The 23,916-nt window shown below is 60.5% G+C and carries 22 protein-coding genes; 19 read left to right on the top strand and 3 right to left on the bottom strand.

The features are described from left to right. Window positions 1–296 precede the first annotated feature (296 nt). The 13 genes from AB4097_RS14050 (at window position 297) to AB4097_RS13990 (ending at window position 15,444) form a co-directional block, all read left to right on the top strand. Window positions 297–1,022, top strand: a complete 726-nt coding sequence (locus tag AB4097_RS14050) for a DUF2270 domain-containing protein (RefSeq protein WP_442040537.1) — start codon at window positions 297–299, stop codon at window positions 1,020–1,022. A gap of 92 nt (window positions 1,023–1,114) precedes the next feature. Next, complete coding sequence (locus AB4097_RS14045) at window positions 1,115–1,948, top strand: universal stress protein (protein ID WP_442040535.1); 834 nt, start codon at window positions 1,115–1,117, stop codon at window positions 1,946–1,948. 93 nt (window positions 1,949–2,041) lie between these two features. Next, the gene (locus tag AB4097_RS14040) at window positions 2,042–2,332 is read left to right on the top strand and encodes a hypothetical protein (protein ID WP_442040533.1); all 291 of its coding nucleotides are present in this window, start codon (window positions 2,042–2,044) and stop codon (window positions 2,330–2,332) included. A gap of 128 nt (window positions 2,333–2,460) precedes the next feature. Beyond that, the gene (locus tag AB4097_RS14035) at window positions 2,461–3,693 is read left to right on the top strand and encodes a 3-methyl-2-oxobutanoate dehydrogenase (2-methylpropanoyl-transferring) subunit alpha (protein WP_442040531.1); all 1,233 of its coding nucleotides are present in this window, start codon (window positions 2,461–2,463) and stop codon (window positions 3,691–3,693) included. Window positions 3,694–3,697: 4 nt separating this feature from the next. Then, window positions 3,698–4,711, top strand: a complete 1,014-nt coding sequence (locus tag AB4097_RS14030; protein WP_442040529.1) for an alpha-ketoacid dehydrogenase subunit beta — start codon at window positions 3,698–3,700, stop codon at window positions 4,709–4,711. 1 nt (window position 4,712) lies between these two features. Continuing rightward, entirely contained in the window at window positions 4,713–6,038 is a 1,326-nt protein-coding gene (locus tag AB4097_RS14025) for a dihydrolipoamide acetyltransferase family protein (protein WP_442040527.1), read from the top strand. A 5-nt stretch (window positions 6,039–6,043) separates the two neighbouring features. Next, window positions 6,044–7,441 (top strand): dihydrolipoyl dehydrogenase, encoded by a 1,398-nt coding sequence (lpdA, locus tag AB4097_RS14020; RefSeq protein WP_442040525.1) that lies wholly within the window; start codon window positions 6,044–6,046, stop codon window positions 7,439–7,441. 536 nt (window positions 7,442–7,977) lie between these two features. Beyond that, entirely contained in the window at window positions 7,978–9,294 is a 1,317-nt protein-coding gene (locus AB4097_RS14015; protein ID WP_442040523.1) for an ABC transporter substrate-binding protein, read from the top strand. Between the two features lie 67 nt (window positions 9,295–9,361). Continuing rightward, window positions 9,362–10,285 (top strand): carbohydrate ABC transporter permease, encoded by a 924-nt coding sequence (locus tag AB4097_RS14010; RefSeq protein ID WP_442040521.1) that lies wholly within the window; start codon window positions 9,362–9,364, stop codon window positions 10,283–10,285. Window positions 10,286–10,294: 9 nt separating this feature from the next. Next, window positions 10,295–11,116, top strand: a complete 822-nt coding sequence (locus AB4097_RS14005) for a carbohydrate ABC transporter permease (protein ID WP_442040519.1) — start codon at window positions 10,295–10,297, stop codon at window positions 11,114–11,116. 13 nt (window positions 11,117–11,129) lie between these two features. Further along, the gene (locus AB4097_RS14000; protein ID WP_442040517.1) at window positions 11,130–12,263 is read left to right on the top strand and encodes an ABC transporter ATP-binding protein; all 1,134 of its coding nucleotides are present in this window, start codon (window positions 11,130–11,132) and stop codon (window positions 12,261–12,263) included. 20 nt (window positions 12,264–12,283) lie between these two features. Then, window positions 12,284–13,966 (top strand): GMC family oxidoreductase, encoded by a 1,683-nt coding sequence (locus AB4097_RS13995; RefSeq protein ID WP_442040515.1) that lies wholly within the window; start codon window positions 12,284–12,286, stop codon window positions 13,964–13,966. Next, window positions 13,963–15,444, top strand: a complete 1,482-nt coding sequence (locus tag AB4097_RS13990; protein ID WP_442040513.1) for a mannitol dehydrogenase family protein — start codon at window positions 13,963–13,965, stop codon at window positions 15,442–15,444. Before AB4097_RS13995 ends, AB4097_RS13990 begins: the two co-directional genes overlap by 4 nt. Window positions 15,445–15,448: 4 nt before the next feature. Here AB4097_RS13990 and AB4097_RS13985 read toward each other — a convergent pair whose 3' ends face one another. Both AB4097_RS13985 and AB4097_RS13980 read right to left on the bottom strand, forming a co-directional pair. Beyond that, a complete protein-coding gene (locus AB4097_RS13985; RefSeq protein ID WP_442040511.1) occupies window positions 15,449–16,486 on the bottom strand; it encodes an NAD(P)-dependent alcohol dehydrogenase in 1,038 nt (345 codons plus the stop codon). Between the two features lie 101 nt (window positions 16,487–16,587). Beyond that, window positions 16,588–18,597: a S8 family serine peptidase gene (locus AB4097_RS13980; RefSeq protein WP_442040509.1), complete on the bottom strand. Its 2,010-nt coding sequence runs from the start codon at window positions 18,595–18,597 to the stop codon at window positions 16,588–16,590. Window positions 18,598–18,982: 385 nt separating this feature from the next. Between AB4097_RS13980 and AB4097_RS13975 the strand changes: the two genes are divergently transcribed. The 6 genes from AB4097_RS13975 (at window position 18,983) to AB4097_RS13950 (ending at window position 23,101) form a co-directional block, all read left to right on the top strand. Then, window positions 18,983–19,390 carry a DUF1236 domain-containing protein gene (locus AB4097_RS13975; protein ID WP_442040507.1) on the top strand — a complete coding sequence of 136 codons (408 nt, stop codon included), beginning with the start codon at window positions 18,983–18,985 and terminating at the stop codon, window positions 19,388–19,390. Between the two features lie 144 nt (window positions 19,391–19,534). Then, the gene (locus tag AB4097_RS13970) at window positions 19,535–20,026 is read left to right on the top strand and encodes an RNA polymerase sigma factor (protein WP_442040505.1); all 492 of its coding nucleotides are present in this window, start codon (window positions 19,535–19,537) and stop codon (window positions 20,024–20,026) included. Between the two features lie 33 nt (window positions 20,027–20,059). Then, entirely contained in the window at window positions 20,060–20,815 is a 756-nt protein-coding gene (locus tag AB4097_RS13965) for a hypothetical protein (protein WP_442040503.1), read from the top strand. A gap of 115 nt (window positions 20,816–20,930) precedes the next feature. Beyond that, window positions 20,931–21,281, top strand: coding sequence for a DUF1236 domain-containing protein (locus tag AB4097_RS13960; RefSeq protein WP_442040501.1), 351 nt, complete (start codon window positions 20,931–20,933; stop codon window positions 21,279–21,281). Between the two features lie 32 nt (window positions 21,282–21,313). After that, the gene (locus tag AB4097_RS13955) at window positions 21,314–22,072 is read left to right on the top strand and encodes a LuxR C-terminal-related transcriptional regulator (RefSeq protein WP_442040499.1); all 759 of its coding nucleotides are present in this window, start codon (window positions 21,314–21,316) and stop codon (window positions 22,070–22,072) included. A 309-nt stretch (window positions 22,073–22,381) separates the two neighbouring features. Beyond that, entirely contained in the window at window positions 22,382–23,101 is a 720-nt protein-coding gene (locus AB4097_RS13950) for a ribonuclease activity regulator RraA (RefSeq protein ID WP_442040497.1), read from the top strand. A gap of 41 nt (window positions 23,102–23,142) precedes the next feature. On the opposite strand, the gene AB4097_RS13945 is transcribed toward AB4097_RS13950, so the two are convergent. Then, complete coding sequence (locus AB4097_RS13945) at window positions 23,143–23,808, bottom strand: LuxR C-terminal-related transcriptional regulator (RefSeq protein WP_442040495.1); 666 nt, start codon at window positions 23,806–23,808, stop codon at window positions 23,143–23,145. Window positions 23,809–23,916 lie beyond the last annotated feature (108 nt).

The following is a 23,916-nucleotide window of genomic DNA, read 5'->3' as shown; positions in this document are numbered from 1 at the left end:
CACCCGCGGCACGCCATGAGCCAATGGGAAATACGGTGAGATCCGCGCCATCTGGCGCTCGCTCAGAAGAAACAGATCACCCATCAGCACCTCCATCGCAGAGGCACTGAATCACTCCTCAGACCAAATTAATAGGTCCTGAGCCTAGGTTTGGAAACTCCTTCCACCCATCGTCCTTTCCAGTTCGAATCTCCCGATGCCATGATGAATTTGTCTCGCCGAGACCTATAAACAAACAAGTCTCCAGAGCTGACCGGGCATATCGAGACGCCGCCGGGGCTTGAGGGAGCAAGATCATGCTGCCGAAGAACGAGCAAGCCATCGTCCAGACCCTCCGCCCTTCCGTGAAGGCGCCGGTCTTTCCCAGCAATTCGACCGAGTTCATCAACGTCATGGCGCATTACCACCGGGCCGAAATCGCCCGCATGGCCGGCTGGCGGGACCGGATCGACCGGACGACCAACTGGGCCATCACGGTGGTGGCCGCCATGCTGTCGGTGTCCCTGTCCACCTCGACCGCCCACCACGGCGTGCTGATCTTCGCCATGGTGCTGGTTCTCCTGCTGCTGGTGATCGAAGCGCGGCGGTATCGCTTCTTCGACGTGTACCGCAACCGTGTTCGCCGGATGGAGCGCAATTACTTTGCCCAGATCTTCGCCCCGGAGGAGGGGACGACGGACGATTGGGTCCAGAAGCTGGGGGAAGATCTCCGGCGCCCCCTGTTCCTGACGAGCACCAGCGAGGCCATCACACGGCGGCTCCGGCGTAATTATTGCTGGATGTTTCTGATCCTGCTCTTCGCCTGGCTGGTGAAGACCACCTTCATCAGGATGCAGGAGAATGCAGTCGATGCCCACATCGTCGGGTCGCTCGGGGAATGGGTCCGCAATGTCGCCATCGGGCCGATTCCCGGATGGGCCGTGATCGCCGGCCTGGCCGTCTTCTATGGCTGGATTCTCTACGCCACCCTGCGCAAGCCCAAGGGCGAAGGGGAGCTGGCCTTCGGCAACGTGCATGTCTGACGCGAATGCGAAGATAGGCTGTGCCGAATGCCGGCTTTGGGAGTATAATGACTTCCAGGGTGTCGGCCCGCAGGCTTGCCGAGGTGGTTGCCATGAAAGCCATTCTGGTTCCGGTTGAGCCTCATAGCTTCATCCGCTCGGTCCTGGACGCCGCCCTGCTGGTCGCGGGCCGGTTCGGGAGTCATGTGGAGGGACTGGCGCTTGGCCCGGATATCCCGGAGGTCATCGCCTTCGATGTCCCGGTCGGCTGGACCATCCTGAGCGAAAAGGAGCAGCGCGAGCACCTGTCGCGATCACGGCATCTCTTCGAGGAGTTCATGCTCTCCTGTGCGGTGCCGCGTAAAACGGAATCGGCAGACGAGGTCACCTGCGACTTTGTCGGGCAGCAGCTGTTCGGAGACAGCTATATCGGCAGCTTCGGCCGGGTCTTCGACCTGATCGTGCTCGGTCGCCCCGGAGCGCAGGATGAACCGCCGCGATTGGCCACCCTGGAAGCTGCCCTGTTCGAGGGTGGACGGCCTGTCCTCATGGTCCCGCCCGCGTCCCCGGCATCGATCGGCGAGACTGTCGTGATCGCCTGGAACGGCAGCACGGAAACAGCCCGAACAGTGGCGCTCGCGATGCCCATCCTGAGGAAGGCCGGCCGCGTCATCGTTCTTTCCCTGGATGGCTGGGGAGGAGACGGTCCGAGCGGCGCGGAACTGTCTTTTCGCCTGGAGCGGAACGGTGTCCGGGCCGAGACGGCGGTCCGCAGGTTGAACACGCGTTCCCCAGGCGAGGCCATTCTCGAAGACGCTGCCTCCTTCCATGCGGATCTGCTCGTCAAAGGAGCCTACACCCAGAGCCGTCTGAGGCAGATGATCTTCGGCGGCGCCACGAGCCACATCATCGCTCATGCGGGCATGCCGGTCCTGATGGCTCACTAGTGCAGCGTATGCGGTCTCCGGCGCTCCGGGAGGCTTCTCGCTGGTCTTCTTGGTGCTTGGGGTTGCGTTCTTCTACAGCAGGTGGAGGCATCCATGTATGTCGTCATTCGCAAGTTCAGCAAGATGCGCTCGGTGCCTGAGGCGGCGCGGCGGGCGGAGAGCGGGATTGGCCAGATCCTACGGCAATCTCCGGGATTCCAAGGATATCACGTCTTCGACTGTGGCAATGGTGCCGGCGGCTCCATCACCCTGTTCGACACTCGCGAGGCTGCTCTTGCGGCCAACGAGAAGGCCCTGACCTGGATCCGCGCCAGCATGGCCGATCTGATTCAAGGCGAACCGGAAATCACGGCCGGCGAAATCCTGGCAACAGTGAAACCTTGATGGTGCCGGCAGATTCGTGTGAGCGGTCAGAGCCTGTCGATAACCGGCATTTGCTCCTTTAGAAACGGCTCAACCTATGGCCGAATGGTGTTTCGTTCCTAGTTCTCTCGGGAGGAGAACGAAAGACCATGACCGAGTATGGACCGCTGACCCTTCACGTGCCCGAACCCGCCGTTCGACCGGGGGGAACCCCCGACTTCTCGAATGTGAAGATCCCCAAGGCCGGAGCTGTCCCGCGACCCGATGTCGATGTGGAGCCGGAAACCATCCGCGACCTTGCCTTCTCCATCATTCGCGTTCTCAACCGCGCCGGAGAGGCAGTGGGACCCTGGGCCGGACTTCTGAGCGACGAGGAACTCATCGAGGGCATGCGCAACATGATGACCCTGCGCACCTTCGATGCGCGCATGCTGATCGCGCAGCGGCAGGGCAAGACCTCCTTCTACATGCAGCATCTAGGCGAAGAGGCCATCAGCTGCGCTTTCCGGAAAGCACTTGCGCCGGGTGACATGAACTTTCCGACCTACCGGCAGGCCGGCCTCCTGATCGCCGGCGGCTATTCCATGGTCGACATGATGTGTCAGGTCTATTCGAATTCTCGCGATCCTCTGAAGGGTCGCCAGCTGCCCGTCATGTATTCCTCCAAGGAGCACGGGTTCTTCACGATCTCGGGCAATCTCGCCACGCAGTATGTCCAGGCCGTCGGTTGGGCCATGGCCTCGGCGATCCGCAACGACAGCAAGATTGCAGCGGCCTGGATCGGTGACGGATCGACGGCGGAATCGGACTTTCACGCGGCGCTCGTTTTCGCATCCACCTACAAGGCGCCGGTCATCCTCAACATCGTCAACAATCAGTGGGCGATCTCCACGTTCCAGGGCATCGCACGGGGCGGGGCGGGAACATTTGCGGCTCGCGGCCTAGGCTTCGGCATTCCCTCCCTGCGGGTCGACGGCAACGATTATCTCGCCGTCTACGCGGTCGCGAAATGGGCTGCCGAGCGGGCAAGGCGCAATCTCGGCCCGACGCTCGTCGAATACGTCACATACCGGGTCGGCGCGCATTCGACGTCGGACGATCCTTCGGCCTATCGGCCGAAGACTGAATCCGATGCCTGGCCTCTTGGCGATCCCATCATGCGGCTGAAGACCCATCTCATCCTGCGCGGCACTTGGTCGGAGGAGCGGCACAAGCAGGCGGAGGCCGAAATTCTCGATACGGTCATTGCGGCGCAGAAGGAGGCGGAGAGCTACGGCACGCTTCATGCAGGCGCCAAGCCGTCCGCGCGTGAGATCTTCGACGGCGTCTATGCCGAAATGCCGCCGCATCTGCGTCGTCAGCGTCAGCAGGCGGGGGTCTGAAGCCATGGCGCGCATGACGATGATAGAAGCCATCCGGGATGCCATGGACGTGATGATGGGGCGCGACGAGCGTGTCGTGGTCTTCGGTGAGGACGTGGGCTATTTCGGCGGCGTCTTCCGCTGCACGGCCGGTCTCCAGCAGAAATACGGAAAGACCCGCTGCTTCGATGCGCCGATCAGTGAAGCCGGCATCGTCGGGACGGCGATCGGCATGGCAAGCTATGGCCTTTTGCCTTGCATCGAGATCCAGTTCGCAGATTACATGTACCCGGCTTACGACCAGATCGTGTCCGAGGCAGCCCGGCTGCGGTACCGCTCGAACGGCGAATTCACCTGTCCGATGGTGATCCGCATGCCGACCGGCGGTGGCATCTTCGGCGGGCAGACCCATAGCCAGAGTCCTGAAGCGCTGTTCACCCACGTGTCGGGTTTGAAGACGGTCGTGCCGTCCAATCCTCATGACGCCAAGGGGCTCCTGATCGCTGCCATCGAGGATCCGGATCCCGTGATCTTCCTGGAGCCGAAGCGGCTCTATAACGGCCCCTTCGATGGGCATCACGACCGCCCGGTGACGCCGTGGTCGAAGCATGACCTGAGCGAGGTGCCGAGCGGCCATTTCAGCCTGCCGCTCGGCAAGGCTTCGGTCGTACGGGAAGGCGCCGCCGTCACCGTCCTGGCCTACGGCACCATGGTCTATGTGGCACAGGCCGCCGCAGCGGAGACCGGCATCGATGCGGAGATCATCGACTTGCGGACATTGATCCCGCTCGACATGGAGACGATCGCGGCATCCGTCCGAAAGACGGGCCGTTGCGTGGTGGTGCACGAGGCAACTCTTACCTCGGGTTTCGGAGCGGAACTGACTGCACTTGTTCAGGAAAACTGCTTCTTCCAGCTGGAGGCGCCCGTCATCCGGGTGACGGGATGGGACACGCCTTATCCCCATGCCCAGGAATGGGACTACTTCCCAGGGCCGGCCCGCGTCGGCCGCGCCCTTGTCGAGACGATGGAGGCCTGACATGGGCGAGCACCTGATCAAAATGCCCGATGTCGGAGAAGGCATTGCCGAGGCCGAACTCGTCGAATGGCACGTGAAGGTCGGTGACCTCGTCCGCGAGGATGCGGTGCTGGCGGCGGTGATGACCGACAAGGCCACCGTGGAAATTCCTTCTCCCGTCGACGGCGAGGTTTTGTGGCTCGGGGCGGAGATCGGCGATGTAGTGGCGATTGGCTCCCCTCTGATCCGCCTGAAGGTCGAAGGAGGTGACAGCGCGACGTCCGAAGGCAGTCCGACGGAGAAGGTGGCCGAGCCGCCTGCCCGGATCGGAGAGATCGAAGCCCAGGCTGATGGCGCCGTCAAAGTCCCGGAAGCCATTATCGAACGGCAGGTGAAGAGCGCGCCGTCTCAACCGACGGAGAAGCCGCAGACTCCTCCCATGAAGATGCACCGGACCTCTGTGACGCGCGCCGAGGGGGAGAGGCCCATTGCCTCGCCCGCCGTCCGGTTGAGAGCACGGGAAGCCGGAGTCGATCTGCGGCAGGTTCCGGGCTCCGGTCCAGCAGGCCGGATTACCCATGAGGATCTGGATGCGTTCTTTACCCATGGACGCCAGGTCGCCAAGGCGCCGGGATTGTCCCAGAACACGTCGGTCGAGCACATCAAAGTCGTCGGGTTGCGTCGCAAGATTGCGGAGAAGATGGCGATTGCAAAATCGCACATTCCGCACATCACCTATGTGGAAGAGGTCGACGTGACGGCGCTCGAGGATTTACGGTCTTCGCTCAATGCGAACAAACGGGCTGACCGGCCGAAACTGACGCTGTTGCCGTTCCTGATGCGCGCGATGGTGAAAGCCATTGCCGAGCAGCCGCATCTCAACGCCATCTACGATGATGACGCTGGCGTCGTCCATCAGCATGGTGGCGTGCATATCGGCATTGCGACGCAGACGGGCTCGGGTCTCATGGTCCCAGTCGTGAAGCATGCGGAGGCGCGCGATCTCTGGGAATGCGCGGTCGAGCTGAACCGGCTTGCGGAGGCCGCGAAGTCCGGGCTCGCCACTCGTGAGGAGCTCGGCGGATCGACGATCACCATCACGTCGCTCGGCGCCATAGGCGGCATCGTCACCACGCCGGTGATCAATTATCCGGAGGTCGCCATCGTCGGCGTCAACAAGATGGTGGTGCGGCCGGTCTGGGACGGCTCGACCTTCATTCCCCGCAAAATGATGAACCTGTCCTCCAGCTTCGATCACCGGATCATCGACGGCTGGGATGCGGCGGTGTTCGTGCAGCGCATCAAGACGTTGCTGGAGACCCCCGCCATGATCTTCGTGGAGGCGTAAAGCCGATGAAGGATATCTCCTGCAAACTCCTCGTCATCGGAGCCGGGCCCGGAGGCTATGTCTGTGCCATCCGCGCCGGGCAACTGGGGATCGACACGGTCATCGTCGACTCAGGGAAACCTGGCGGAACATGCCTCAATGTCGGGTGCATTCCCTCCAAGGCGCTCATTCACGCGGCGGAGGAGTATGACAGGATCGTTCACCTGGCGAATGGCCGGAACTCGCTTGGGATCAGGACGACGAAGCCGGAACTCGATCTCTCCCAGACGATCGCCTGGAAGGACGGCATTGTCGGGCGCCTCAACAGCGGCGTATCGGGCCTGCTCAAGAAGGCGAAGGTGAAGATCGTCCAGGGCCATGCACGCTTTCGCGACGGGAAGACGGTCGAGGTCGAGACGGAAATGGGCCGGCAGATCATCCGCGCCGAGAATGTCGTGATCGCGACCGGGTCTGCCCCGGTCGAGTTGAGAAACATGCCATTCGGCGGTCCCGTGATCTCCTCCACCGAGGCGCTGTCGCTGACGTCGGTTCCAGAACGTCTCGTTGTGGTCGGTGGCGGCTATATCGGCTTGGAGCTTGGCACGGCTCTCGCGAAGATGGGCGCGAAGGTGACGGTCGTCGAAGCCCAAGGCCGCATCCTGCCGCAATACGATGCGGACTTGACGCGTCCGGTGGCCAAGAGGCTGCAGGTGCTGGGTATTGAGGTGATGACCGGCGCCAAGGCGAAGGGTCTGGCAAAAGCGGGCGGTACATTGCTGGTCGAAGCGGAGGACGGATCGGAGACATCGCTCGCGGCCGACAGGATCCTCGTCACGATCGGAAGAAGGCCGGTCACGCAAGGCTGGGGACTGGATGAACTCGTCCTCGACATGGATGGCCCGTTCATCCGCATCGACGAGCGATGCCAGACGTCGATGCGCGGGGTCTACGCCATCGGCGACGTGACCGGCGAGCCGATGCTGGCCCATCGCGCTATGGCACAAGGCGAGATGGTGGCCGAAATCATCGCGGGTCACAAACGTGTCTGGGACAAGCGCAGCATTCCCGCCGTCTGTTTCACCGACCCCGAAATCGTCACTGTCGGCTTGTCGCCGGAAGAGGCCCTTCGGATGGGCGTCGACGTCAAACTTGGACAGTTTCCGTTCTCGGCCAATGGTCGCGCGATGACCAGGATGGGCGAGGATGGTTTCGTGCGGGTGGTCGCGCGCACGGACAACCATCTGGTGCTCGGCATCCAGGCCGTGGGGCAGGGCGTTTCCGAACTGGCGTCCGCCTTCAGCCTTGCGCTCGAAATGGGTGCGCGCCTCGAAGACATCGCCGGAACGGTCCATGCGCATCCGACCCAGGGCGAAGCCTTCCAGGAGTCGGCGCTCAAGGCTCTGGGAATGGAACTCCATATTTAGGGCAAGGACAATACGCCTTAGGTCTCCAGATCGCCCTTTCCCTTGACGAGGACAAGATCCCAAGGCGAAGCCTTCACGCAGGTGCTTCCCTGATCCCAGATAGCTGCGACGATGCGAAATGCGTGCATACTCGCACGTCCTATGGGGTTGGCCGCCCGCTTCGAGGCGAGCCTCAGGCTATAGAATACCATCTGCGTGGGGCACCTTCTCGGCAATCGCACTTGCGCTGAAAGTAACAGGTGCTTTGATCCGCGTCTCAAACGATCCGAGCATGAGATTCAATTCTGTCGCCTTGTCCTTCGACGAGAGGCCGGTGGTTCCGTGGCGGCTCTATCTAGGCAGGCAGAAGATCGCGGCAACTCCTCTCACGAGGTAAATCAATTAATAAAAGCGAACAAGCAAAATCAATCATGAATATTGATAATTTCTACAGTAAATCCAAGCTTGTGTTAGTAATTGACGGGCCATAACCGCTGTGAGAGCATTCATTCTTATAATTAACGACAATCCAAGACAGATTCCATTGGGAGGGAACAATGCAGTTGAGGCAGCTTACGCTATTGTCTGCAATGGGCTGGATTGCGGGCACGGGTCTGGCTTTGGCCCAGGGCCAGACCTTGACGATTGCCACTGTCAACAACGCCGACATGATCATCATGCAGCGGCTGTCGCCCAAGTGGGAGCAGGCGACCGGCAACAAGTTGAATTGGGTGGTGCTTGAAGAAAACGTGCTGCGTCAGCGCGCGACCACCGACATCGCCACCAAGGGCGGGCAGTTCGACATCATCACGATCGGTTCCTATGAGGCGCCGATCTGGGGCAAGCAGAATTGGCTCGTCCCTCTTAATGATCTCGGCGCCGATTATGATTATGCCGACATCATCCCGTCCGTCATGAACGGCCTGTCCTATGACGGCAAGCTTTACGCCGTTCCATTCTATGCTGAAAGCTCGTTCACATTCTATCGAAAGGATCTGTTCGATCAGGCCGGAATCAAGATGCCCGATAAGCCCACCTATGATCAGATCGCCGAATATGCGGCCAAGCTGACCGATAAGTCGAAGGAGCAATACGGCTTCTGCCAGCGCGGCAAACCGGGTTGGGGCGAGAACATGGCGTTCATCGGCCCGATGGTGAATGCCTTCGGGGGACGCTGGTTCAATGAGAAATGGGAGCCGCAGCTCACCACCGATCCGTGGAAAAAGGCGATCAACTACTACGTCAAGAACATGCGGGAATACGGCCCTCCGGGCGCAACGGCGAACGGGCACAACGAGAACCGCGCCTTGTTCGCGACGGGGCATTGCGCCATGTGGGTCGACGCCACATCGGCGGCTGGCTACATCTATAATCCGAAGGAAAGCCAGGTCGCGGACAAGACGGACTTCACGGCTGCACCCGTGGAAGTCACGAGCAACGGATCAGGTTGGTTCTGGGCCTGGGCGCTGGGCATTCCCGCTTCGTCGAAGAAGGTCGATGCGGCCAAGTCCTTCGTGAAATGGGCAACCTCGAAAGAGTATATCACCCTGGTCGGCACTGAAGTCGGTTGGGTCTCCGTGCCTCCCGGCACGCGCAAATCGACCTACGACAATCCTGAATACCAGAAGGCGGCACCCTTCGCGAAGGTGGTTTACGAGGCAGTGTCCAGTGCGGACATCACCAAGCCGACGAAGGATCCCGTCCCCTATATCGGCATTCAGTATGTCGCCATCCCCGAGTTCCAGGGCATCGGTACGGCTGTCGGGCAGCAGATTGCCGCCGCCTTGGCCGGTCAGGCGACTGTGGAGCAGGCGCTTGAGACGGCGCAACGCTCCACGGAGCGCACGATGAAGCAAGCGGGCTATCCGAAATAAGCCGGTCGCCATGCAGCCGGCGAGCTTGAATGCCTGCCGGCTGTTCTCTCCAGTGTGAGCAACCGAGATGGCGAGCACCACCACGACGGTCCCTGTCCCTAGCAGCGCGGCTTCTGCCGGAAGACGCAGTCAGCGCAACGTGAGAACGCTGCCCCTGGTCGCGCCATCCGTGGTCATCCTGTTCCTCTGGATGATCGTGCCGTTGGTGATGACACTGTGGTTTTCGTTCCAATACTACAACCTGCTGGATCCTTCCGTCGGCGGATTTGCAGGCTTGGAGAACTATACGTTTCTGCTGACCGATCCGTCCCTCTGGACGGCGATGGCCAACACGTTGTTCCTGGTCTTCTGGGTGCTCGTGATCACGGTCGGTCTGGGAACGCTTCTCGCCGTTCTGTTCGATCAGGACTTCTACGGCCGGAGCATTGCACGCCTGCTCGCGATCGCTCCGTTCTTCGTCATGCCGACGGTGAGCGCCCTGATCTGGAAGAACATGCTGATGCATCCGGTCAACGGACTCTTTGCATTCTTCGCACGTTCGCTCGGCTTGCCGGCCATCGACTTCTTCGGCGGTTTCCCACTGACCTCCGTCATCATCATCGTTGCCTGGCAGTGGCTGCCCTTCGCCCTGCTGATCCTGCTCACGGCGATCCAGTCCCTCGACAGCGAGCAGAAGGAAGCTGCGCGCATGGATGGTGCAGGCCCCTTCGCGATGTTCTTCTTCATCATCCTGCCCCATCTCGGCCGGGCCATCAGCGTCGTCATTATGATCGAGACGATTTTCCTACTGTCGGTGTTCGCCGAGATCTACGTGACAACCTCCGGCGGACCCGGCCTTGCCTCGACCAACCTGGCCTTCCTGATCTATCTGCGCGCCTTGCGCGAATACGATGTGGGCGGGGCCTCTGCCGCTGGCGTGATCGCCGTGATTCTCGCCAACATCGTGGCGATCTTCCTCGTCCGCTCGATTGCCAAGAACATCGCCGATTGAGGTTAAGCCATGCACCCGAAAACCCGCGAGAAGCTCATCCTCACGGTCGTCGGTTGGGTGGCCGCCGGGCTGATCTTCTTCCCGATCTTCTGGATGATCCTCACGAGCTTCAAGCCCGAGGTGGAGGCCATTGCAACACCGCCGAAGCTCTTCTTCACGCCGACGCTTGAAAACTACATCACGGTGCGTGAACGGGCCGACTACATCCATTTCGCCATCAACAGCGTCGTCATCTCGGTCGGCGCCACGCTCCTGGCGACGCTGATCGCCGTTCCGGCTGCCTATGCCATGGCTTTTTTTCCAGGGAAGCGCACCAAGGACCTGCTGCTCTGGATGCTCTCGACCAAGATGATGCCGGCTGTCGGCGTCCTGATCCCGATCTATCTTCTCTTCCGGGACACCGGCGCCATCGATACGCGCTGGGGACTCATCGTGGTCTATACGCTCATGAACCTGCCGATCGTGGTGTGGATGCTCTACACTTTCTTCAAAGAGGTGCCGAAGGACATCCTCGAAGCCGGGCGCATGGACGGCGCAAAGCCGAAACAGGAGGTCTGGATGCTCCTCCTGCCGCTGTCGCTGCCTGGCATCGCATCGACGGCACTCCTCTCCATCATCCTGTGCTGGAACGAGGCCTTCTGGAGCCTGAATCTCACGACTTCGCAGGCGGCGCCGCTGACCACGTTCATCGCCTCCTTCTCGGCGCCCGAAGGATTGTTCTGGGCCAAACTGTCCGCAGCGTCGACGATCGCCATCGCACCCATTCTGGTCTTCGGCTGGATGAGCCAACGCCAGCTCGTGCGTGGACTGACCTTCGGTGCCGTCAAGTAATGGGAAATGCAACATGTCGACAATCGTTCTCAAGGGCATCGAGAAGAGTTACGGGGCAGTGCAGGTCATCAAGGGCGTCGATCTCTCGATCGACGACCGGGAGCTCTGCGTCTTCGTCGGCCCTTCCGGGTGCGGGAAGTCCACGCTCCTTAGAATGATCGCAGGCCTTGAGGAGATCACGGAAGGCGATCTTCTCATCGATGGTCAGCGCGTCAACGACGTGCCGCCCTCGGAGCGCGGCCTCGCCATGGTGTTCCAGTCCTACGCCCTCTATCCGCATATGTCCGTTGCGGACAACATGGGTTTCTCTCTTCGCCTCGCTGGCGCCTCTAAGGAAGAGAGGCGCGCCAAAGTGGCGGAGGCAGCACGCATACTTCACCTGGACAAGTTGCTTGATCGCAAGCCGAAAGAATTGTCCGGCGGCCAGCGGCAACGCGTGGCGATCGGCCGGGCCATCGTGCGCAAGCCCAAGGTTTTCCTCTTCGATGAGCCGTTGTCCAATCTCGACGCTGCTCTGCGCGTCCAGATGCGCATCGAGCTGGCCCGACTGCACGATGAATTGGCCGCGACCATGATCTATGTCACCCACGATCAGGTCGAGGCCATGACGATGGCGGACAAGATCGTGGTTCTGCAGGGGGGCATCGTCGAGCAGTCCGGAACGCCGCTTGAACTCTATCATCATCCTCGAAACCTCTTCGTGGCAGGATTCATCGGCAGCCCGAAAATGAACTTCCTGCCCGCGACGGTCACGGCCGTCACAGACGCGGCCACGACCATCCAGCTTGCCGGCGGCGCGAGCCTCTCCGTTCCTGTGCGACCCAGCCGCCAGAAGGTCGGAGATGCTGTGACGCTCGGCGTCCGGCCCGAGCACATGCGGTTGGCCGGAGAAGGGGAGGTTGCCGGCGAGGTGATGGTGGTGGAGCGCCTCGGCGGTGAAACCTTTCTCTATGCCCAGGTCAATGATGGCACGATGCTGATCGTTCAGGCCGACGGAGAGATCCCGACGAGCGTTCACGAGCGCATCGCCATAAAGCTCGATCCGGTGACATGCCACCTGTTCGATGGCGACGGTGTCGCAATCGAGCGCGTGCAGCGGCATCCGCTTGCCAACCTGCGTCGGCTGCCAACCCGCAAGGCAAGCTGAGGCCAGTCCAGAGGCGAACAATGGCCTCCAAACGCTTCGATTATATCGTGGTTGGCGGAGGCAGCTCAGGATGCGTCGTGGCAAGCCGACTCGTCGCCGAACATGACGCCCGCGTGCTGCTCGTCGAAGCGGGGCCGCGAAGGGTGAGCCCGCTCCTTGCGATGCCGGCGGGATACATGAAGTTTCTCGCCCGGGATACCTATCTCACCATGCACCATGTTCTTCCACAGGAGCAGCTTGGCGGCCGTTCGCCCATCGTGCCTCAGGCCAAGGTTTTGGGTGGTGGAAGCGCCGTCAACGCCATGGTCTATATCCGAGGACAGGCTCAGGATTACGATGCATGGGATGAGGACCTGGAACATGCCGGGTGGAGCTACAATGATCTTCTGCCCTATTTCATAAGACAGGAGGAGAACGATCATCTGGGTGCGCCCTATCACGGCACCGGAGGTCCATTGAAGGTGTCGCATCTGGGACAGTATTCTGCGATGAGCCGCGCATTCGTGCAGACGATGCAGGAGTGCGGCATCCCCTACAATGCCGACTTCAACGGCGCCCGGCAAAACGGCGTCGGCTTCATGCAGCACACGATCGACTGGGCCACACGTCGCCGGTGCAGCGCAGTCGATGCATTTCTCCAGCCTGTTCTTTTCAATCCGAAGTTAATCTTGGCAGCTGAAACAAGCGCCATCCGCATCCGTGTTGAGAAAAGCCGCGCCATAGGAGTAGACCTCCATGGGCCTAACGGATTGGAAACAGCCTTTGCCGATGCGGAAGTGATCCTTGCGGCCGGGACTTACATGACGCCGAAGCTTTTGATGCACTCCGGCATCGGCCCCGCAGATGAGCTGTCGCGCCATGGGATCAGGATTGTCGACGACCTGCCCGGGGTCGGACGGAACCTGCAGGATCATCATGAGGTCCCAATCGTCGCCACGACGTCCGGAGCATTCGGCTATTTCGGCCAGGATCGTGGCCTCGCAATGCTCAGAAACGGGTTGCAGTACATGCTCTTCAAATCGGGATCTGTCACCACCACCGGCGTCGAAGCCTGCGCTTTCATCGATCCAGACGGAGGCGAGCGGCCGACGATCCAGCTCTATTGCGTTCCCACCGTCTATCTCGACCGCGACGTCTCGGGCGTTGAGCCTACTCACGGTGTCACGCTGAATCCCTGCCTGCTGCGCCCGAAGGCGCGTGGTTCCGTGCGGCTGGCGTCTGCCGACCCGGCCGCGCTGCCGGTTGTGGATCCGCAATTCTTTGGAGATCCGGGCGATCTACGGCTGACGATCCGAGCCTTGCGATATGCCCGCGAGGTGCTCGCGACAGCTCCGGTTCGAGACTTGATCGAGCGGGAGATCTTTCCGGGGCAGGAGGTCGCTTCGGACGAGGCACTTGCTGAGCACTGCCGCAGAACGGTGAAAACCAATTATCATCCGGTCGGCACGTGCCGCATGGGCAGAGAGAGCGACCCTCTTGCCGTCGTCACGCCGGAGCTCGTCGTCCGAAGTTTCGAGAACTTAAGGATCGTCGATGCATCCATCATGCCGACTATCCCCAGCGGCAACACGAATGCGCCGGTGCTTGCAATCGCCGACAGGGCGGTTGACATCATCACCGGTCATAGGCGCATGATCCGCGAAACCGCAGATGCTCCGTCGAACCGTGTTCCTTCCATGCCCGATCAGGTCCATCCGTCATGAGCCAGAGCTTGAACCTCGCCAATCTCGCAAACCTGCCGTCTGGTGTCGCTAAGCCTCGCTATCGTCGCGAGGAGCTGCAAGCGGGCATTCTGCACATCGGGGTCGGCAATTTTCATCGCGCGCATCAGGCCGTGTATCTGGATGACCTCTTCAATGCGGGAAAAGATCTCGACTGGGCGCTGATCGGTGCCGGCATCCGTGCCGGCGATCGGGCGATGCGAACCGCGCTGGAGCCTCAGGGCTGGCTCACCACAGTGGTGGAACTCGAGCCCGGTGCCAACATTGCGCGGGTAACCGGCGCCATGGTGGGCTTCGTGCCGGTCAATGACGACGGAACCTCCATAGTAGATGCCCTTGACGACCCCGCGTTGCGCATTGTGTCACTGACCGTCACGGAGGGCGGGTATTGCATCGATCCGGCGACGGGATCGTTCAATCCGGAGCATCCGGATATCGTCTACGATGCCGCGCATATGGGGGCTCCCAAAGGCGTGTTCGGGGTTCTTCTGGCGGCCTTGGAGCGGCGTCGCGATAATGGGCAGGTGCCTTTTACCGTAATGTCGTGCGATAACATCCCCCATAATGGGCAGGTCGCGAGAGATGCAGTGGCGGGCCTTGCCGATCTCGTTGACCCTGCCTTGGCCGCCTATGTGCGGGAGCAAGTCGCCTTTCCCAACAGCATGGTCGACCGCATCACGCCGGCGACGACCGACCGCGAGCGCACCATCTTGGCCGAGCGCTTCGGCGTCAAGGACAATTGGCCGGTCTTCTGCGAGCCCTTCCGCCAATGGGTTCTGGAAGATAATTTCCCGGCAGGCCGACCGGCGCTGGAGGGCGTCGGCGTCACCTTCACGCCGCATGTAGCGGCCTTCGAATTGATGAAGCTTCGGATCCTGAATGGGGGACATGCCACCATTGCCTATCCGGCTGGGCTCCTAGGCATTCATTTCGTCCATGATGCCATGGCGGATCCCTTGGTGCGAGGATTCCTCGATAAGCTGGAGGTCGAAGAGATCATCCCTTGCGTGCCGGCCGTGCCTGGTGTCGATCTTCGCGCGTATTACCAGTTGATCGCCCGCCGCTTCGCCAACCCGGATGTGGGCGACACGATCCCGCGACTCGCTCAGGATGGTTCCAACCGACAGCCCAAGTTCATTCTGCCCTCGACGCGAGATCGCCTGAAAGCGGGTGCCGATGTAACGGGCCTTGCGCTCGAATCCGCCCTGTGGTGCCGTTATTGCGCAGGAACGACCGATGCCGGCGAGCCCTTCAAGCTCGACGATCCCAATGCGAGCCGCCTGACACCCGCCGCCTTGGCCGCGAAGAACGATCCAGCGTCTTTCCTCGATCTGCGGGAGATCTTCGGTGATGTTGCTGATGCACCGCAATTCCGGTCTCATTTCGAGACATCGTTGAGCAGCCTCTGGCGCGACGGGACCCGTGCCACTTTGCAGCGCTACTTGGGCGGAGGCGTCTAAGCCTTCACGCAGGCATGTCGATCTGCACCTTTACGGAGGCCCGCGGCATGGCCTTGGCGAAGTCGAAGGCTTCGACGCTGTCCTCGAACGCGAAGCGGTCGGTGATCAGGGGCTTCACGTCGATCTTGCCTGAAGCGATCATGGCAATCGCCCGAGGGTACACATGGGCGTAGCGAAAGATGCTTTCGACACGCGCCTCTTTCACCTGCGCCTTGCTGACATCAAACGGGAAAGGCTCGAGGGGGATTCCGACCAAGGCTACTTTCCCTCCAGGGCAGACGAGGTCGAAGATCTCCGCCATGGCGGGCGGGTAGCCCGAGCACTCGAAAATCACGTCCGCGCCCCAATTGTCGCTCTCGCGTTTGACGATTTCCAGAAGGTTATGGCTTTTGACATTGACCGGCAGGACAGGGCCGAGTGTGCGCGCCAATGCGAGTTTCGGCTCGTGCACGTCGCTTACGATCACACGTGAGCAGCCCGCGGCCAAAGCCGCCAGGATGGTCACCATCCCGATCGGCCCAGCGCCGATGACGACAGCGAGATCGCCAGGCTGCACCTGCACCTTGGTGGCGGCATGGACACCGACGGCCAAGGGCTCAACCATGGCGCCCTCGGCATAGGAAATGTGGTCTGGCAGTTTGAATGTGAAATCCGCCGGATGAACGACGGTTGGCCGCAACACGCCATGCACGGGCGGCGTGGCCCAGAACCGCACAGCCGGATCGAGATTGTACTTGCCCAGGCGCGTTGCGCGGCTTGCCGGATCTGGAATGCCGGGCTCCATACAGACGCGGTCTCCGGGCTTGAGTTCCGTCACGGCCGAACCAACCTCGACAACCTGTCCGGCGGCCTCGTGTCCGAGGATCATCGGCTCCTTGACCACGAAAGGCCCGATGGCTCCATGGGTGTAATAGTGAACATCGCTGCCGCAGACGCCGACCGTTCGAAGGGCGATCCTGACATCGCGGGGGCCCACAATTTCCTCGATGGATATATCGCGCAAGCTGAGCTCGTCCTTGCGCTCCAGTACCAGAGCTTCCATGACTCACTCTCCTCTACGGAAACCTATTCTGCCCGAACCTGCCGAAGGTGCATAGGGCTTCTTGGCGGAACCGGAGAGCGCAAACGAGCGCACGATGGCAATCAGGGGAGGTCAGCGTTCGGCCCCGTTTCCGAATGGGCGACGGGCAACTTCTCCTGGTGAGGCGTGCAGAGATATGTGGCTTGCAGCAGTCCGTATCCATAGGTCTTGTCGCGACCTGGTGCGCCGAGATCGAGGGCGCTTCTCTCCAGAGCGGCCTGAAGATCTGCGGTGTCCGATGGATCGCTTGACGCGCTGAGGATTGCTGCTGCGGCCGTTACGAACGGCACGGCATAGGACGTGCCGCTTCTGAGGGTGCTGCCGTCCGATGAGGCAACCCGTAAGTCCACTCCGGGTGCTGCGATGTCGATGTATTCGCCCTGTGTTGCCCGTGAATAGACGGCGAGCTTCTTGTCCACGGCAGTGACGGCGATCACGCCCGGATAGGCGGCCGGATAGGACGGCTCAGCACCTGCGCCGTTGTTGCCTGCCGCCGCAATGATGATCATGCCTTTCTCCTGGGCGGAGGCAATCGCTCGCTTCAGAACTTCATTGGTCGGACCGGACAGGCTCATGTTGACGATTCGCACATTGCGCTCCGCCAAGACCTCCAGAGCCTGGACGAGCGTGACCACGTCTGTCCGATCCGCCGTTCCTCCATCGTGGTAAAACGCATCAACAGCCAGAAGATGTGCATCAGGAAGGAGGCCCGGAACACTGCTGCCGCTCCTGCCAGCAAGGATGGTCGCGATAGCTGTGCCATGATCCTGCTGAGACGGTTTGCCGCGAAGCTTGAGACCGGACAGGATCTCGATCGACTGGCCTTTCAATGATTCATGGTCGCGATTGATCCCCGTATCGATCAGGCCGATTGGAGGTGTCGGGCCGCATTGCTGGGAAGCGGATGCGTTCCAGCCGATGAGCGAAACAGCTTCGCAGTTCGGGCCAGTACAATTCGCTGGTCCCTCATCGGTGTAATAATAATGATCGAAATCGACCGTGGCTTTTGTATCAACTACGTGGATTCTTCGCTGTGCCTCGCTGAGAGAAACTCCACGCGGCGGGATCAGCTGAACGACGCTCGCGAGACTTCCGATCGCCTGCTTTTGTGTCCGAAAGCCCTGTGAGCTCAATCGCGCCAGGCTGGTCGAGCTCAGCCCGGACGCGACAATCGAACGATTGGCACGAAGAGGCTTGGGAAGAGTTCGATTGACCGTTTCCTCAGACGGTGGGAAAGCGGCGGCCTGCGCCCGGCTTGTTGCCGGCGCGTTCTTGTTTCTGAGAGCGGCCTGTTCCTTGTTCTTCTGACCCGCACGCGCAGATGAGGATTGCGAGGGCGCTCCAGGTGATGGGGATTTGGCGCTGGTGAGGTTTCTGCGGGCTTTCGCTCTTTCGAGGGGGACTGCTGGAGCTGTCAGCGGACGAAGGCTGTCTGCGATCGCTCCAAAGAGGGCAGATATCCCTCCGGTGATGGCAGGTGGCGATTGGTTTCTGCCAGAGGGATTGCCAGTCGTTTGGCCCACGGCTTTTCCGTTGTCGGCCCCCTTTCCTTGCCCGGCTGAATTGCCTTGGCCGGAGGAGTTTCCCTGGCCCGATGCATTGCCGGAGCTTGGGGTTACTCCTTGGCCGGATGCATTGCTGCCAGTGCCGGAATTGCCTCGTCCGGCGTTGGCATTTCCGCCGCCGCCGCGGCCATTTCCATTGCTTGCTCCGCCTCCGTTGCTGTTCCCCGCTCCGTTGCCATTGCTATTGCCATTGTTCCCGGCGTTGCCTGCAGCTCCGCTCCTACCCGAAGCACCGTTGTTTCCTGCGTTCCCGTTGTTCCCGGAGTTCCCATTATTCCCGGAATTGCCTTTGCCGCCCGAGTTGCCATTTCCGTTCCCGTTTCCGCCGCCATTCCCGTTATCCCCACCGTTCCCATTTCCGCCCCCGTTGTTGCCGCCTTTGGCAATCGCGGGCGTGCTTCCTAGGGCGAAGGTGCCGGTCTTGGCGAACTCGCTCTGAATCTTTAGCGGGCACACGAGAGCAAAGCACGATACGGCGATCAGAAGATGGCGTCGTCTTGGTTTCATCGAAACGCTCACCTTTGAAAAAGGGAATCCGTCGTGACATTCAGGAACGGATTTGGACAATGGGATCCAACAGGCGATAACGGCCAAGGTATCGGGTTGGTTTCAGTCGGTGATGCAGACTCCATGATTTCTGGTTGCAGCTAGAACTCATCAAGCTGCCAGTGAAAAGTATTCTTGAAATGATGTCAAATTCCAACCTTTGATGAACATAAGATGAATAAGAGCAAGGTCTGATCGGAGTGCGCCCAGGCTTCTCTCATATCTGCTCCTGAGCTAGGGCGAAATTTCAACGTAGTAAGCTGCTAGTTGTTGTGAAACTACTTGGCGGATGACGCGTTGTCGGTTGCCGGGTGCAAAGCCCGAACGTTCAATCAGGAGTAAGATCATGTCGAAGAAGTTCCTTCTCGCTGCCACCGTTCTCGCCGCCCTTGCGCCTGCCGCTGCCTTCGCGCAGTCGGGCGGCGCGGCCGCCGGGGCAGCCACGGGTGCTGTGGGCGGCGCGATCGTCGGTGGCCCGGTTGGTGCGGCCGTTGGTGGTGTGACGGGTGCCATCGTCGGCGGTATCGCCGACCAGCAGCAGCCGGAATTCCGTCAGTATGTAACGACTCAGTCGGTCCCCTCTTACACCTATAAGGAAGAGGTGCGTGTGGGCGCGGTTCTGCCCGAGTCCGGCGTGACCTATCACGAGGTGCCGGCCCAGTACAAAGTGAAGGGCTACAAGTACACCGTCGTAAATAACACCCCTGTTCTGGTCGAGCCGAGCTCCCACAAGATCGTGCAGGTCATTCGCTAAAACGCATCGTTTTTTTCACCTCGATGACGGGCGGCCTATCGGCCGCCCGTTTTCGTATGCGAACGGCTGAAGCTCTTCCCCTTGAGATTGGAATAAAGCGACTAGGTTCTCCGTTATGATGCAAAGAGGCCATGCGGAACAGGAATGCCGGCAGCCATAGGACAGGAACTGGTGGCGCTTCTGCCACGGCTGAGGCGCTTTGCGTTCGTGCTTTGCCGCTCGCAGCCCCTTGCGGACGATCTCGTCCAAGGAGCTTGCGAGCGCGCGCTTGTCAACGCGGACAGCTGGACCCCAGGGACCAAGTTCGACGCATGGATGTTCCGGATCCTCCGCAATTACTGGATCGACCACCTGAGACGGATGAGAACTGAAGGCATGGCGGAAGATCTATCGCAGCAAACGCAGCTCATCGGAGATCCCGGGGAAGGGCCGATCCTGAGCAGACTGGTTCTGTCCGAGGTCCAGCGTGCCATCGATAACCTGCCTCAGGAGCAGCGGGAAGTTCTCCTCCTCGTCTGCGCGGAGGATCTTAGCTACCGGGAGACCGCCGACATCCTCGGGGTCCCCATCGGGACAGTCATGAGCCGTCTGGCGCGGGCGCGCAAGCGGTTGATGGAGATGACGGCGGCTGCCTAGGCGCTGGAAGCATGCAAGAGGGGAGCCGATAGAATGTCTCAGCTACATCTCAGCGATGAGATCTTGATGGCTTTTGCCGATGGCGAGCTAGACGAGCGCACTGCAGCCGCCATTGCCAAGGCGATGGCAGGGGATTCCGCGGTGGCCAAACGAGTTATGGATTTTCAGCAAAGTCGCCGCTTGACGCGCTCCGCTTTCTCTACCGCCTCCATGCCCGATGTCCCACCCCAATTGCTCGCTGCCGTGTCCGCTCAGGTCAAGGCGTATGAAGCCTCCGATAAGATGGGTGCCGGTTCGGATGTCACGTCGCCGAGAAGCAAGTGGTTCAAGCGTAATCCGCCGTTCATGCAAATGGCTCTCGCCGCATCGATTGCAGCTGCCACGCTCGTCTTGGGATACTTCGCTGGTGCCTGGGAGAGAACCCGAGGAGGCAGGCTCATGGCTCAGCTGGAAAGTCCGGCCGTCCACAACGCACTGAGCGGGAGCGCTTCGGGGCAGGACATGGCGTTGCCATTTGGAAGCCTGCGGGTAATCTCGACGTATTACCGTGGCGATGGAGCCCTGTGCCGTGAGTTCAGGCTGCATTCTTCCAGCGAAGCAGTGGAGGCCGTCGCCTGCCGCAGCGGTGAATGGAACACGACCTTCGCGATGGCAGGTGCCGTGAACGACGTCGGGTATAGGCCGAGCGGAGGCGATGATCTGATGTCGACTTACTTGCAGAGCATCGATGCAGGCGCGCCCCTGGTCGATGAAGCGGAATCCCGTGCACTTGCCAAGGCGAACCGCTGAGCCGAGGTCTTGATGACTTCCGCCTGCAATTTTGAGATTTTTCTCGAAAGGATGGAATAATCCCGCACGCCTCTCCGTTCTCAGTCCAAGACAAGGCATGTGGAAGAGTGTGAGGATGAAAGTCGTCTATCATCTGACGCTGGCTGTTTTCTCCGTAGGAGCCGTTGCGGCCCCCACGACGGCACCGAACGCGACAGATCCGGTAACGGCATCAGTTTTTCAGGCGCATATCATCCCGGACGCCGTGCGTAATGTGGCGGCCGAACTGTCCACACGGCTGGGTGCCGATCACGACGGTTCTGCGGCGGACAGACCCAAGCAGCAGATCTCGATTGGGGAAAGCCTCTCCGATTCCGTCGAGCTGCACCCGATTCCGAAGCATGAAACGTATCGTTATGCCGTCGTCGGCGACCGCCGTCTCATTGTCGACGCGGTATCTCGCAAGATCGTCTACGTCATACAGTAAGGTTCGAGATCCTACAGAACGAAGAAGAATAAGTGTCTGTTCAAGGAAAGGGTGGCTGGGCCATGCCATCGCATAGCGTTGACGGAAGATGCTTCACGTTCGATAGTAGAGACTTCTCTGCTGCTGTCGTATTCCCTGTCTGTAGAAATCATGTCCTCCGCCTCGGACTGGAAAGCATCCTCTCTGAGACAGGCTTTGCCGTGTGGCATGAGATCGTCGATGGCTTCTCTCGCCTGCCTGCCGTTCATGACGACTTTCCTGCGCTCTTCATCATCGATGCAGACAGTTTCACCAGCGGAGCCATCGACCTTGTGAGACGATTGAAGGCTCATGCTCCTGCTGCGCGAATCGTAATCGTGGCAGACGCTTTCGATCCGCACATCGTTCCCAGGGCCTGGAATGCAGGCGTTCATGGGTTCTGCCTCTCAAGCCATGGACCGGATGTGTTCATCAAATCGCTTGAACTGGTCATGCTGGGAGAGGCAGTCCTCCCGGCCATCATTGTCCTGCCGAGCCCCAGGATGGATTCTCCCAATACCTGTCGCGAACCGATGGGCGACACTCATCGTGCCCAGGTCGACAGCCCGACCTTGTCCAACCGAGAAGTCGAGGTCTTAGCGTGTCTGAGGGACGGTGCGCCCAATAAAGTCATCGCCCGTAAGCTGAGTCTGTCCGAGGCGACGGTGAAGGTTCATGTCAAGACCATCTTGAAGAAGATCGGCGTCTGCAACCGCACCCAGGCTGCCCTGTGGGCCACGAGGCATGCCACGACAGAGCCGAAGGCGTTGTAGTCGGCCAGGATTGCGCTCTCTGGATCCTGCTTGACGACACCTTGCCTTTAGCCTCTCACATAAACGGGGATCTCGCCCTGATCTCATCCACATGCGCAAGGGTGCCGCAGGTGCTCTCGAGGCTTGTCGGCTTTCCCTTCAGCTCCTATCCCGCACTAGTGCCAAGTGCACTAATGCATTAGCGTTTGTGCCATAAGCTTATCGGCCGACCTACGCCATCAAGGCCCCCGCTAAGAGGGCCGCACTGGCCTGTGATTGCCGGTTAGCGCCCGCTGGCGAGTCTGCCATCTACTGACATTTGGAGAGATCATGACCACGCTGAAGCCGGAAACCCGCGAGAAGCTCAAGACCGTCAGCACCGCAACGCTGTGTACCGCCCTTTACAAGCGTGGCCTGCGCAACCAGTTCATTCAGGATGTCCACCCGCTCAATCCCGATCTCGGGAACATGGTGGGTGAGGCTTTCACTCTTCGCTATATTCCGGCTCGCGAGGACCTGAACCCGATCAGCGTGTTTCAGGATCGCTCTCACCCTCAGCGTAAGGCCGTGGAGGAGTGCCCACCGGGCGCCGTCATGGTGATCGACAGCCGCAAAGACGCCCGTGCAGCCTCGGCCGGCGGGATCCTGGTATCTCGCCTGATGAAGCGCGGTGTCGCCGGGGTCGTGACCGACGGCGGCTTCCGGGACACGCCCGAAATCGCGCGGCTCGGCATTCCAGCCTACCACAACCGTCCATCCGCTCCGACCAATCTCACCCATCATCAGGCTCTCGACATCAACGTTCCGATTGGTTGTGGTGATGTGCCCGTATGGCCCGGCGATGTCGTCGTCGGTGATGGCGAAGGTGTCGTGGTCATTCCGGCGCACTTGGCGGATGAGATCGCCGGCGAGGCCGTGGAGATGACCGCATTCGAGGATTTCGTTCAGGAAGAAGTGATGAACGGACGCTCCATCCTGGGGCTCTATCCGCCAACGGACGAGCGGACCCATGCGGATTTTGCTGCTTGGCGCAGGAACAAGGGCCGCTAAAGCATCGGTTGCAATGTAGGTTCGCTTTCGGTCCCAATGCTCTAAGAGGCCAGCATGCTTTGCGGGAGGTGGTTGGAGGCCAGAAGGGCCGCCTCCACCCGATTGCGGACGCGCAACTTCTGCAGAATGTTGGTCAGGTGATGCTTGATCGTCTTCTCGCTCAGTTCAAGCTTGTTGCCGATCTCTTTATTGCTCCGCCCCTGAACCAGGATCGACAGGATCTGCTGCTCGCGGGGAGTCAGAGGTGGAAGGGGACCTGATTCTTTCGGTTCGCTGAATCCGCTCGGGCCTGATCTCATCAGGAGCTTTGCCGCAAGCCCGGGCGAGATGAAATTCTGTCCCTGATACAGCGCCCGCACCGTCTGTACCAGTTCCGTGCCGCAAGCGCCTTTCAGCAGATAGCCGCGCACGCCGCGCTTGAGGGCCCCATAGACATGCTCCTCGTCTGCTGTGTCGGCAAGAATGACGATACCAATTGCAGGGTGATGCTGGAGGATCGATTCCACCGCTCCCATGCCGCAATCCAATACGCCGGCGTCAAGGACAATCACGTCAGGAGCATTGACTTGGGCGATGTCGATCGCATCCCAGACGGAGTCGCCTTGGGCGACAACCTTAATGTCCGGTTGCGAGTTCAGGGCGAGGGTTACCCCATCGCGGAAAAGCGGGTGCCTGTCTATAACGCCGACACGAACACTCTCTGTCATTGGAGCCCCCCAGATCCAATATGGTGCGCTGCGAACAACTCACGCAGCCAACTCTCATGTGCTTGATGATGATGCCAAAGGGCCACATCATGTTGTCAGATTACTGAC

Source organism: Microvirga sp. 2MCAF35 (genome assembly GCF_052115545.1).
GTDB lineage: Bacteria > Pseudomonadota > Alphaproteobacteria > Rhizobiales > Beijerinckiaceae > Microvirga.
Note: the sequence above shows the minus strand (reverse complement) of the source record. Positions and strands in the feature narration are given on the sequence as shown.